Origin of the sequence: Chryseobacterium sp. Leaf405 (assembly GCF_001425355.1) — a bacterium.
Lineage (GTDB): Bacteria > Bacteroidota > Bacteroidia > Flavobacteriales > Weeksellaceae > Chryseobacterium.
The window spans coordinates 371,769-385,346 of record NZ_LMQN01000012.1; the positions used below are offsets into that span (position 1 = coordinate 371,769).

At 34.6% G+C, this 13,578-nt stretch carries 11 protein-coding genes; all 11 read left to right on the plus strand.

Going from position 1 to position 13,578, the window contains the following annotated elements:
• Positions 1–114: 114 nt before the first annotated feature.
• The 11 genes from tssO (at position 115) to ASG22_RS07960 (ending at position 13,558) form a co-directional block, all read left to right on the plus strand.
• Positions 115–651, plus strand: a complete 537-nt coding sequence (gene tssO / locus ASG22_RS07910; protein WP_055982805.1) for a type VI secretion system TssO — start codon at positions 115–117, stop codon at positions 649–651.
• Positions 652–662: 11 nt separating this feature from the next.
• Positions 663–1,193, plus strand: coding sequence for a type VI secretion system transmembrane protein TssO (locus ASG22_RS07915; protein ID WP_055982808.1), 531 nt, complete (start codon positions 663–665; stop codon positions 1,191–1,193).
• A 59-nt stretch (positions 1,194–1,252) separates the two neighbouring features.
• Positions 1,253–2,161, plus strand: a complete 909-nt coding sequence (locus ASG22_RS07920) for a PKD domain-containing protein (RefSeq protein ID WP_055982809.1) — start codon at positions 1,253–1,255, stop codon at positions 2,159–2,161.
• A 48-nt stretch (positions 2,162–2,209) separates the two neighbouring features.
• Complete coding sequence (tssR, locus tag ASG22_RS07925) at positions 2,210–4,609, plus strand: type VI secretion system protein TssR domain-containing protein (protein ID WP_055982811.1); 2,400 nt, start codon at positions 2,210–2,212, stop codon at positions 4,607–4,609.
• A 94-nt stretch (positions 4,610–4,703) separates the two neighbouring features.
• A complete protein-coding gene (locus ASG22_RS07930; protein WP_055982813.1) occupies positions 4,704–5,207 on the plus strand; it encodes a DUF4280 domain-containing protein in 504 nt (167 codons plus the stop codon).
• 18 nt (positions 5,208–5,225) lie between these two features.
• The gene (locus tag ASG22_RS07935; protein WP_055982815.1) at positions 5,226–7,475 is read left to right on the plus strand and encodes a peptidoglycan DD-metalloendopeptidase family protein; all 2,250 of its coding nucleotides are present in this window, start codon (positions 5,226–5,228) and stop codon (positions 7,473–7,475) included.
• Between the two features lie 9 nt (positions 7,476–7,484).
• Complete coding sequence (locus ASG22_RS07940; protein ID WP_055982817.1) at positions 7,485–8,420, plus strand: hypothetical protein; 936 nt, start codon at positions 7,485–7,487, stop codon at positions 8,418–8,420.
• A gap of 186 nt (positions 8,421–8,606) precedes the next feature.
• Positions 8,607–9,116: a hypothetical protein gene (locus ASG22_RS07945; protein ID WP_055982818.1), complete on the plus strand. Its 510-nt coding sequence runs from the start codon at positions 8,607–8,609 to the stop codon at positions 9,114–9,116.
• Positions 9,117–9,226: 110 nt separating this feature from the next.
• Entirely contained in the window at positions 9,227–10,186 is a 960-nt protein-coding gene (locus ASG22_RS07950) for a hypothetical protein (RefSeq protein WP_055982820.1), read from the plus strand.
• A gap of 189 nt (positions 10,187–10,375) precedes the next feature.
• Positions 10,376–10,780, plus strand: a complete 405-nt coding sequence (gene tssD / locus ASG22_RS07955; RefSeq protein ID WP_082504969.1) for a type VI secretion system tube protein TssD — start codon at positions 10,376–10,378, stop codon at positions 10,778–10,780.
• A gap of 282 nt (positions 10,781–11,062) precedes the next feature.
• Entirely contained in the window at positions 11,063–13,558 is a 2,496-nt protein-coding gene (locus ASG22_RS07960) for an ATP-dependent Clp protease ATP-binding subunit (protein ID WP_055982824.1), read from the plus strand.
• Positions 13,559–13,578: the final 20 nt, after the last annotated feature.

Genomic DNA, 13,578 nt, shown 5'->3' on the forward strand with positions numbered 1-13,578 from the left:
AGTGAAAATTAATCTTAATTTAATTAAGACAATAGTTTTTTTTCATTAGAAAACATAAATTTTGTGCATAAATTATTTTTTTATAATTTCACAGACCAAACAAATTACAATCTTATGTCTTCAAACAGGGAGAAAAAATTAAATAAGTCAGACGTCAGGCTGGGCATTTGGAAATTTGTTCTGTCTTTTGTCGCATTATCAGGTGTTTCTTTCATCTGTGTGTTCTTCTTTTTTAAGAGTTACGATCTTCAGAGAGAAGGAATCAAAAAACAGGCAGACGATTACCGCGAGCTTCTTACCCGCAGCGATCTGCTCAAAACACATGTCGACAGTATTCTTTATCGAATGGATCAGCTTGACATCAACAAAGTTGCCAACGACAATTTTCTCAGAAACTACATTATGGATAATGTACGTGATGCCAAAAACATCATGGGAAAAGACAGTGCGGATAATTTCAAACATTATTCGATACTGATGAAGCAAATCGAGCCTATGTTAGCTTTAAAAAACCAGATTATCGATGTTTCTTACAAAGAACAGGTTGCTTTGCGTGATCTGAGCGAATGTAAGGGTAAAATAGGAATTGTAAATAAAGAATTGCGTACAGATCCTACAAGGAACTTTACTGGTGGCAGACGCAGAAGATAAAAACAGAAACTATGCAGGGACAAATTACACTATCGAAAAAAGAAAGGCATTATCAGTTTTTATATTTGATTTTAATGCTTTTCGTAGCACTTCTTTTTTTAGGAATTATCTTTTTAAAAGGTTTTGAATCTCCATTTTCGGATGAAGACATCATTTCTGTTCGTAATCTTGACGAAAAAGCGAAATTCGATCAGCAGCAGAAATATTCTTATAAAACATTAGACAGTACATTTTCTATGATCAATAAGCTGACAGCCGAAGCGCCGCAGCCTTTTGTGGAAAATAATATCATGTACGGAATTAATGATATTGCCAATTATTTCAATAACGGAAACGGTACGATTATGGATATCAGGAAAGATGCTTATCCACAGATTGCAAAATTCTACAAAATGTACTTTGACGACAAAAAAGTGATCTCCAGTAAAACCGAGAATATAAAAAGTTTCGAAAAACAGTTCGATGAATGCTCCATTGGCTTCAAAGAAAAGACAAACCAGCTTTTCCAGCGGGAGACGGCTTTAAAATCAAGGACGCAGTAATAATGATATTCAACTAAGGAAGAATCACACATAAAACACACATCACACACTTATTAACTATGAATTACTTTCAGAAAAACAAAAAAAACATTATTATCGGTGTTATTGCGACCCTGCTCATAGCAGCACTGGTTGCATTATGGCTGCAGAAGAAGGTGATACACTCTGCCGATGATATTGTCGGAGTTGTCTATCCATCCTCTGTCGCTGTAGGAGATACGGTTGTTTTTGAAGACAAAACGCAGTTTGCAAAAACAAAAAGATGGAATTTCGGAGACGGTACAATTTCCGATAAAAGCAACGGAATTCACTTTTACAACAAACCAGGATATTACTCGGTAACTTTGATTATTGATAATAAATATTCTAAATCTTTTCCGGTAATGGTTTCCGCAAGAAGCCTTCCGAAGCCAAAAGATACAATGAAAGTAAAAGCCAGAATCGAGGCAAACAGCCAGGCAATGCAGTTTGAAAACGTACAGTTCCGTGCAGTTTCAGATGCCACACAATTTACCTGGAAATTCGGCGAGACAGGAAATATCGATTCTAAAGATAAAATGACATTTTATTCCTACAAAAAACCGGGAGATTATATCGTAACGCTTTACACAAACGACAGTGAAGAACCTATTTTACATCAAATTAAAATTCTTCCTTATTACGATGCATTGCAGGAAGAAGTAAGTGTAGAAGATTCTTATGCTAAAATTGACAATGATTTTAAATATCATTTACAGCAAATCGCCAACGGAAGCAGTTTCAATTCACATTACAATTATTTGTTGAAAACGTATTTGTGTAACAACGAAAATACAGTCGTAAAAGTAAGCGACAGCAAAGTAAATAATTTTTACATGTACTGCGCAGGACTTCAGTTTGATAAAAATACCATCATTCAGACCGTAAAAGTAAATTTTGACGATACCCAAAACTGCGTGACCAAAGTTGATATAAACCAAAGTAAATAATCTCTCGTTCAGAATTTTTGAGCGCACCCAATCATTAAATAAAATAGGATGAAAAATAAATTTCCTCTAGCAGCATATTACGTAGGAGTTTCGGTTTTACTGGTGAGTTGCCAGGTAAAATTGCCGTCGAAAAGAACTCCGGAACCTTCTCAATACGGACAGGTTGATAATTCAACGGTCGTGAATGGTTTTCCCAAGAAATCGGTTCCGTGGATTGCTATTTCAGACCGATCCAGAAATACGGCTTATTTAGATAAAAATGATGAAAAATCATATAAAGAAGTTAAATTTTTAGAGCCTTTAATGGTGTTGAAAAACAGAGACGGAATGGTAAAAGTAGCGGAATATATTCCAGATGCTTTAATGAAAAAAGTTTCTTCCAAACAAATCAAAACTTATGGTTGGATTCCTGAATCTGATCTTCTTCTTTGGAATAATTCGCTGAAAAACGAAAAAACAGGTTTCCCTGTAAGAGTGGCAGTTGTACCAAGCAACAGCGAAGTAATTAGAAGTTCGGAAAGATATTATAAAAATGATTCGATTATGGTGTTTAATTCGCCAAGTCTTATCGAACAGGCCAATGTTAAAATTCCAAACGGACAAATCGTTTACGTTTACAAACAGGCAGAAAATAACAAAAGATTTTTGGTCGGGAAAAAACCTACAGTTGATATGGACAGTATTAGTACCGGTTTGTACGGTTGGGTAAGTTCCAATGTGATTTCGGCTTGGGGAGAACGTTCCGCTGTGAAAATGAAAAATACAACAGGTGTAAAAGAAACCACTTTGGGAGTTCATGAAGGCTATCCTGGTGGAAACGAAACGGAAAACAGAACAGCGATTCTTATGACTGATGTTGATAAAAGAACGCCGCTTGAAAATATTTTTCCGGTAAACTTAGCGTTAAACGAAGCTCCGACTCCGGATTCAAAAACGAAATATTTTACAAATGTTTTAGATTACAGTAATAATTTTGTTTATAATGTTTTAGGGGAGCAGATTAATTTCGAGCGTTACAGAGAAATTACCGAAAGAAATAAAAAAATTAATATCGTTTTTACATTGGATATCAGTGCGCCGAATGCACCGTATGCTCCAATTGTAAAATCTTTGCTTCAGGATTTACAGCTTAGATTCGAAAAGCCTTCTTATTTCAATCAGGTGAAATACGGAGTGGTTTTATATAAAAATAATTCTTGTGGAGACAACGTTGCTGTTTCTAACTTAAGCACAGATTATAGTAAAATAACAACATTCATCGAACAGAAAACAAATGAAATGAATTGCCCTAGCAACATCGGTTATCAGCCAGTAAACGAAGGTTTGATAGCTGCCGGAAATCTTTTGTCTAATGTTCCTGATGAAACAAATATTGTTGTAACGGTAGGAACTTCTGCCAACCAAAGCGGGAATATGTACGGAGTAATCAATTCTCTGACGCAGGCTCAGGCAAGAATGATTATGTTCCAGACCAGTGCAAGATCAGCAGATACTTATAATGATTTTGTATTAATGGCTGAAAATGTGGTAACCAATACTGCTAAAAATATTGCTGAACTGAAGAAACAGAAAATTATCAACCAGAATGATGTTTTAACGAAAAATAATTTCAGTCTGATTGAAGGTGATGCAGGTTTTTTCTCTTTAGATTATCCTAAACAAAGTATGTCTCAGGGGTTCGTTATCTTCCCTAAAAAAGGAGATATTGCGACTCCGGGTTATCTTAAAAAATCTGTCGACAGTTTAATTGCGCAGGTTACTTTAGATAATGAAACGTTAGATAAATCATTGAACGATTATTTCCATTCATCAGTTGGAGCGGGAAAAACAAATGTTGATTTTAAATATAAATATTTGTATCCGGGATTGACAAATCCTGTTCCGGCAGGAATTGCAGCTCAGTTGATCAACTACGGGAATCCGTTTTTGGTGAAAGGTTATATTCCAAAAGAACTGAAAGATTACAAACCGGGACTTGAAAAAGGTATTTTGATTTCTGAAAGTGAATATGATAATTTAAAATTATTTTATACTGAAGTTTATAAAAATACGGGAGCAGAAAGAGCTGATTTCAGTCAGTCAAGAGCAGTTAAAGAATATGTGAGATTGCTGAAAAAATACAATCCGACGATACAATTCATGGATAAAGGTGAACTTTACAAACAGCCAATGTCTTACGCAGTAGGAATCAGTACAGGTTTTGATAATTCTGAAGAAGAATTAATGTCAAAATATATGCTGAGAGGATGGAAAAAATCAAAGATTGTTACAAATGAAACGGTAAAATCATACTTCAAGCATTACAAACTTCTTACAGAAAGAATGTTGTCTCATAGAAATGATCCTGCGGTGAAAATTCAGCAGAACGGTCAGACTTTTTACTGGCTGAATGAGTACTTCATGCCAACTATGTTACCCGTTGATGAACCGGAATATACTAAACATTAATAACTTATAATACAGAAAAGCAGAAATTTATTTCTGCTTCTTTCATTTTTTAAAGTAAATTTTTTATCTTTGGTATTACCCAAATCACATTATTATGTCACAGCAATCATCACCTCATGACGGCAAATACTTTGTTGTACAGAAAGGTAAAGCCGAGTGCAATCAAGGTAATCAGTTTCCGCAATATAAAGTAACCTCACATCAGAAGCATTTTTGGAATGATTCTGATGGAAATTCAGACTTTCTTGGTGTTACCGAAGATGATCTTCAATTTACTCCTCCGGGACCAAGTTTCGGGCAATGTAAACTGAAGCCGACTTCGGGAGGATATTTGCCATGTTCTTATGCTCCAGCCGGAAAATGGCAGAAAACGTATGATAAAGTAACTATCATGGGAAAAAAGATTGTAACCGAACTTTCTGAACTGCAATGCGTGATTGGTGGGAAAATTACCGTTAAAGATCATGGGCAGCGTGGCGAAATGAGCAAGAAAAATGTAAAAAATGCCGACAACAATACCATACAGCATATCAATCCGTTGGTGAAAATGCAGGACTTCAAAGAGACAGTTCTGGAAAGTGAAATAGATGCTTATTAATTCTTAAACACTTTTGCTATGTCGAAAAAAGGAGTTTCAAAAATTTCAGGAAATCTATCTCCAAAAGTTGGGGAAAAGACCTTGTATACTATTACCGATTGGTATCCCGGAACTCCGGAACAAGAGCAGAATCCGGCAATGGTGACGTGGGAATTATTTAAAAAACGCTCAGACGGAAGTTTTACAACAACAAATATTAAGAAAGTAGGAGACGGAAGCTTTACATTCGGAGAAGTGGCTGCGAAGAATAAATACCGTCTGGAAGCTTATCTTCATGAGCCTGAAGGAAAAGGAACAACTGTAATCGATATTACACCTCAGCCGGCAGAAGTTCCGAAAATAAATAAAGTTGAATTGCTTTATGTAGATGAATCCAAAGGTTCAGTTTTTAGTTATAAAGATAAACTTTTGGCTAAAGCTCAATGTGTGAATCTCACGAACGAAAAATTGATATTCACGCTTTGGGAAGATGATGAAAAAGGCGACGGTCATCATGCGAAGAATTTATTTGTTGATAAAAAAGAAGGGACGGTAGATAAAACAGGAACGGCAACCGCTGAATTTATGTTAACAAAAGCCTTAATGCAAAAAGCATCTCAAGGCGAAAGAGATCCGAAAGAGCTTGAATTTTACGTCACTGTAGAATATTATCAGAATAAAAAGCACGCTACCAATAATGTTGAGGCAAAAAATCCTGATTATAAACCACCCGTTCAGCAACCTAAATCTCCAACTACTCCTAAAAGCAGTACTCCTGCTGCTCCGAAAACTCCTCCAAAAGCAGTGGGATCGCCAGCTGCTCAAAAACCTCAGTCTAAAAAGGAAGAAAAAGGGATTATGGAGCAGGCTTCGGAATGGTTCGGGCAGCTTTGGGATTGGGGAGAATCTAAAGGAACGGTAAAACCGGGACAGAAACCTGCGGCAAAGAAACCTGAAGGTAAGACGACGAGTGTAGTAAACGGAGAAAGTAAAACAACTTGTATATGTAAGGAAACTAAATTATATTGGGGAAAGCATTTTACCTGTCAGGAACGGAAGAAAATTATTGAAATCTCCAACAGATTAGGATGTAAACCAGATTATCTTACATCGGCTATGGCTTTAGAAACAGGTGGAACCTTTAATCCCGCAGTCGTAAACAGTTTAGGATATACAGGTTTGATACAGATTGGAACCACGGCAGCTGCGGATATCAACAGAAGAAAAGGAACCAATGTAACAGCTGGAAAGAATGGTAATTTAAAAAATATGACAAAGCTTGAACAGCTTACTTATGTTGAATATTATCTGGAACCTTTTAAAGGAAAACTAAATACATTGGCTGATTTTTATTTAGCTATTTTAATGCCCGTGGATTGTGGAAAAGGTGACCAAAAAAATCATGTGGTTTTTGATAAAAACTTAGAATTGGATTATAATAAAAAAGGTGAAGTTATCAAAAATACAAAATGGGTAAGACAAAGAGCATATGAACAGAATCCTGCTTTTTTTAAAGAAGGAAAAAATGAAAACGGAAGAACCTATGTCTGGGAGATTGCTGCGGAAATACAAAAATGGTATGATAAAGGAGAAGCAAATGCAGAGTCCGCTTTTTCCTGCCAAAAATCAGCGGAACCTGCAAAAGTGGAAAAACAAACAGGAAAATGGCATGATCCTGTTGATAATCCAAGGTTGACGAAGTATAATTACGGAGGAAATGTGAAGCCTGCTAGCGGAACATACGGATGGTGCAGAAGAAATTCCGACGGAACAAAAAAATACCATTCAGGTTTTGACTTTTTTGCGATTCCCGGAAAAGATAAAGTATACGCAACATTGAAAGGAAATATTCATCAGGTAAAATATTCTGCAACGGCTGGCTGGATTGTAAGAGTGAAAATTCAGAATGTGAAAGATTTACTGGCTCAGGAGAAAAAAGTGGGTTATAAAACTCAGTTTACGGACGAATTAAAAGGAATTAACATAAAAGAAACGGATGAGGTGTATTTCATCTACATGCATTTACAAAGTGTTTCTGTGACTGAAGCGGATGCAAAAGCTAAGAAAGAAGTCGATGCGGGAACTGTTCTCGGATATGCTGGAGTTTCAGGATCTATTGCAAGTGGCGGAAGGGCGCCGCATTTACATTTGGAAGTCGCAACAGTTCTTGATGCTTATGGAAAAGGGGAATCGGTAAGAACCAATCCTGCAAGATTTGTAAAGCTGAATTCTTATGATACCAAAGATCAGGATGATACAGCGAAGACTAAACATATACACAAGAAATAAGAAATATATATGAAGAATTATTCTAAAAGATTATTATTACTACAGCTTTTTTTGGTTGTTTTTATCGGATGTAAAAAATATCAGTCACAGGATTTGATCAACACAAAATTTACGATTGATAAAAGTCATATCAAAGGCGATTTTTACAGCTCAAAAAACTTAGATAATCTTTTTGCGGTGGACGGTTACACTTATTTTGAACCTGATTATTCAGGAGGAGCATCCGAAGACTATGCTGTTAAAAATATTGTTCTGCAGGATAAAGCTGGTAAAAAATCCAATTATCTTCTCTTTTTTGACAATAATGATATTCTGAAAGATACACTGAAGGTTCCTTTGGATGGAATGTATTCTTTGAATGTTTTGTTTGAAAACAGTAAAAGAGGAATCTCTTTGGGAACTTTTGATCAGAAGACATCCTATTTCAAAATCAATAAAAATATTGAATTAGGTAAGGGTTTAAAATTAAAACCGCTTCCAATAACTACTAAAATAATTGAATGTCCAATCCCTGTAGCATTATTGTCAGAAGAAAATGTAGGTTTGGAAGATCACTTTGCCTTTGGTACTCAAAATCTGAAATCTGAAACAAAAACTACAGCTTCTGTTACAACGCAAAACGATAATTTTTCTCAGTGGCAGGGGAATTATTCAGCAAATTTTGAAATTTCAAGAACCGACGGAGATTACAAAGTAAACTATGAAGTAAAAGTGATAAGTAGAGATAAAGTTTCAATCACTGAAAAGATTAATGATGAAAATAATTCTGTTTCAGATCTGTTTATTGAATCTGTTTCTGCAGATAAATTGGTCATAAAATCAAAATCTGATGATACAATTGAATACATTATCGCTAAAATCGAAGGAAAATATTACCTGATGGGAAATACAATTTATTTACTTAATCCTCCGAATGATAAATATTTATTAAAGAAAGGAAGCTGATTTTAGAAATATTTTAGTCTAAAAAATTTGAAGAGATTATATTGTAAAGTATAGTCTCTTTTTCAGTTTATTTATAATGAAAATTAATTTTAATAGAAAAATACTTTTTGAAGAAAATTTATATTATTTTTAATTTATAAATTGGTTTCCAATTGTTGAACCTATCACATAAAAAGTGAAAACTTTATGAGAAAAACTTGTATCAGTCTTTGTCTTTTGGCAGGACTTTCCATAATTGCGTGTAAAAATGATAAAGTAAAGTCTACAAAAAGCAAGACAGATTCTACGGTTGCTGTTGAGGCTGTTAAATCAGACAGTGTAAATAAAGTCAAAACAAACTCTGATGAGAATGATGATACGCTTGAAAAAACAACCGAAATATCTCCGGAAAAAGTTTCAATTGAGGGAAAATATATTGCCAATACCTGTGATGGAGGAAGATTTTCAATTGAGATTAAAAATGTAAATGACAAACCGACTTTTGTTATTTATGATAAAACAAAAATCATTGCTACAGGCGGTGCTTCAATGGATGGGGATGGTGTTAATGACGGAACAACGATTGCGATGGGAGAGATTGCCGGTTTGTATCAGGGCGATAAAATTATCGTGCAGAATTACGGAAATTCAATGAATGAGTATGAACATTTTAGTCAGTGTGGCGATAAATATCTTGAATTTACAAAGGAAAAATAAAACTGAAAAGCTTACATATTAATGTAAGCTTTTTTGGTAGATTTAAAGCAAAGACTATTTTGTAGAGTAAAAATTTTGGTTTAAATTAGGTTTAGCCAAAAAATAAAAATATGATCGTTCACTTTATCCTTTCCGGAGAAACGCTGGAGAGCATATCTGAAGAAATTAATCTCGAAAATCCGAAGTACCTTAAAGAATTTCACAATACCCATTGTGCAAAGGAAGATTTTATTTACGATGAATTAATTCCTAGAAAAAAACTTTTAATTCCGGATCTTAATAAAATTAAAGAATACAACAGTAAGAACGATGCGCCCTTTAAAAATCCTAAATTAAATCCTGTTTTACCTTTCAAACCTGAAAATTTCAGTAAAATATTTTCAGTAAAGAATATTCAGACTGAAGAAAGAGATAATGATAAAAAAACTAATATTCTTACTTACACAGTTTCCGTAAAATGGATAGAAAAAGAGAATAACTTTCACATTTTTCATCTTTTTAAAAATAATTTTTCTGACCAGCAGGGAAGTATGATGGCAGATCTCGCATCAGAGTGTATTCGTTCTCTGAATCCGATCGTAGTAAAGACTAATGAAAAAGGAGAAGTTATTTACGTGAGTTTAAGTCAGGAAACGATTGATAATTTTGAAAAAATAAAAGCGAAGCTTACAGATTTATTTCCGGATAAGTATGCTGCTATTTATATTAATGAATTCAGTTTTGCCGTTCTCAACAAAGATCTTTTTAACGAAAGAATGCAAAAGGATGTTTTTATAAAAACGTATTTTGCTTCGGTAAGAAATTCTTTTTTTAATGGAAAATTTTATCTCGCGCAATCAATTGGTGAAGAAAATATGAAGATAGAAATTCAACAAAAAGTAGATAGTGAAAATTATACTGATGAAATTATTCTTAATCAGAATTCTCAACCACAAACTGATAGTAATTTTAAAGGAAAATATATTCTTGATACAGAAAAAGGATTGGTAAATAATATAGAAATCAGTCATTCTATTTCTCAATTTGGTGTTACAACGAATTCGGTAATCGAAATTAAAGAATTGTCCTAAACCACTTTTATCAAAAGGATTTTAAATTAATGTTAAATCATTTGTAGTAGAATTACGACATCAAATCGTAGAATTACGACAAAAAATAAAATTTTTATTCAAACACTTTTAAAAAAATATCTGTCGTTGTACATTTGTTAAACAATCACCGAATCACAAAATATTATTAACAATTAAAATTTACAAATTATGGCAGAAAACTCAAGAGGAATCTTAAAATTCAACGGAGGAGAAGGTCAGAAATTGCTGAAGCTTAATTACAGCGTATCAAGATCTACGGACGTTTCCGGTAGAGTAGCTTCAGATCCTTCCAACGCAATCATTAAACTTACTGTAGAAGCTACTGAAAAATCAGACATTTTGGAAAGCTTACTGAACGGAAAGTACAAACCTACAACTGGTGAAATTACTTTCAACAAATCTCATGAAGAAGGTACTTTAATTACTCTGAAATGGGAAAACGGATATGTAGTTCAGCACGAAGTGGATTTTGACGCAATTGATAGTAACAATATGTTAATCAGCTTTGTGGTAAGCGCAGAAACTATCGATTATGGTAATTCTTCTTACACTGGTCTTTGGCCTTCAACGTAAAAAATACGTAAACAGCTACAGAAATAATATCATATCCAAAAGACTGTCTCCAAAGGCGGTCTTTTTTTACCATTTATAATTATATCTGATAAAAAATGTTAAAGTGAAATTTGTAAGTCACTTTTTTATGAGATAGTATGTTCTTATGAAAAAAAAACTAATATCTTAGTAAACAATAAAAATTCAATCGATTATGGATTAATTTTTGCTGATAATTTAGCGAAAACACAATCGATGAACCACACCAAACCAGATATAATATTAATTTGACAAAAATACAGTATGGGAGTACTAGTAACCAACGAAACAGTAAAACAACTTTTTCACATTGCACAGTCGATTGCGAGAGAAAACTATAACGGAACTTACGGCGGACCGCACATTTTACAGGCTTTAATGCATAAAGACATCGGTCTTAACGAATTTCTGAAAAGCATAGACAAAGATCCAGGCTATTTTTACGAATGGGCAGATGTGCGAATTGAAGATTATCCTAAAACGACACATTTGCCGGATGAGGTTAAGGAAGACGAATTTGTGGATAATATTGTAGAAGAAGCAGATGATATCCGTTTAAAATTGGGATTGGATGAAATTACGCCAATTTGTATCCTGACGGCAATTGTAAAACCGCAGGTTGCTTTTACTCTGCAACAGCTTAAATCTCTGCCTCTCAGAGAACATGAAATTTTTAATTTATACAGAAAAGATACCCCGTACGAAACTGCTGATAACGATAATTTTTCTTCAATTTTTTCAAACGGATCAGATTATTCGGATCAATCTTTTCCTTCGATTAAAAGTTATTGTGTGGACCGAACGGCTCAGGCAAGAAAAGGAGAGGTGGAAAATATCATCGGAAGAGATAAAGAACTGAGGATGTTGGTTGAAATTCTTTGCCGAAGAACTAAGCCCAATGTTATCATAATCGGAGAACCGGGAGTTGGAAAAACTGCTTTGGTAGAAGGTTTTGCCACTGAAATTATTAAAGGAAATGTTCCTGAAATGTTGAAAAACGGAACGTTGCTGGAATTAGACACAGGCGCTTTATTAGCCGGAACTTCTTATAAAGGAGAAATTGAAGATCGTTTAAAAAAAGTAATTAATGAATGTAAAAAGATTGAAAAAGCAATTCTTTTCATTGATGAAATTCACACCCTTTTAGATCCAAAAGGAAGCATTGGAAATGTTGCTAATTTGCTTAAACCTGAACTGGCAAGAGGTGAAATTACCGTAATCGGAGCAACTACTCAGGAAGAATATAGAAAAATTATCGAGCCTGAACAGGCTTTTAATCGTCGTTTTGAAGTCTTAACGGTAAATGAGCCGGATGAAAGAACCTGTGTTAAAATGATTGACGTTTTATTGGACGGCTATAAAAAACACCACGGAATTGAAGTTGAAAAAACAGCCCTTCCCGAATGTGTTCGTTTGGCGAAAAGATATGCAAAAGGAAAAAAATTGCCGGATGCAGCAATCGATTTGTTAGACAGAACGATGGCAGCCATCAAAATGTTGGATGAACTTTCAGAAAAAGAATTGGAAAGCTGGAAAGAAATCTACGAATCTATCTTGAAAGAAGAATATTTAGACGATAAAGACAAAGCAGACGAATTAATCTGGAATTATAACTTATTAAGAGATAAAATCAGTCCGATTTTGTGGGGTTCTTTAAGTGAGCAACCACAGATTGAAAATTCAATGCCTGTCGAAGAAATTCAAAAAATTATTGAAGAAACTTACGCCGAACTTTTACAGCACGCAGCCGTAAAAAGAGAAAAAGTTGACCGTCTGGAACTGGCGGCAGTAATGGCGGCAAAAACAAATATCCCCATCGGGAAAATTCAGGCTCAGGAAAAAGAGAAACTACTGAATATGGAATCTCTTCTAACCAACAGAGTGGTCGGTCAGGATCATGCGCTAAAAATTCTTTCTGATGCGATTGTTGAAAACCGAAGTGGATTAAACAAACCAGGACAACCAATTGGTTCGTTCTTTCTTTTAGGGCCAACAGGAACAGGGAAAACAGAATTGGCAAAATCGATGGCGGAATTGCTTTTCAACGATGAAAAAGCAATGGTACGTTTCGATATGTCGGAATTTAAAGAGGAACATTCTGCAGCACTTTTATACGGTGCGCCTCCGGGATACGTAGGGTATGAGGAAGGTGGAATGTTGGTAAATAAAATCAGACAACAGCCTTATACGGTAGTTTTATTTGATGAAATTGAAAAAGCGCATCATTCGGTTTTTGATGTCTTTTTACAAATTATGGACGAAGGGAAAGTTCATGATAAGCTTGGAAAAGAAGGTGATTTCAGCAATGCATTGATTTTATTTACTTCGAATATCGGAAGTGAGGAAATTGTAAAACAGTTTGAGGAAGGACAAATCCCGGAATCAAAATCGTTAATGCAAATTATGTCGAATTCAGGACGTTTCAGACCAGAATTTTTGGCAAGAATTACAGAAATTATTCCTTTCGCACCGATCACGGAATCTATTGCGGAAAGAATTTTTAATATCCAGTTAAAATCACTTCATAATTCTTTAACAAGATTAGGAATGAGCTTGAAAATCTCTGATGAAGCGGTGAAAAACTTAGCATTAGGCGGATTCAGCAGCAAATATGGTGCAAGACAGATTTCGGGAGTAATCAGATCTCAGTTGGCAAGACCGATTTCAAAAATGATCGTGAGAGAAGAAGTAAAATCCGGACAAACGATCCATGTAGACTGGAATTCAGAAGAAGAAAAACTGAGCTGGAAAGTAGAATAAACTTTCTTGGCAAAAAATAA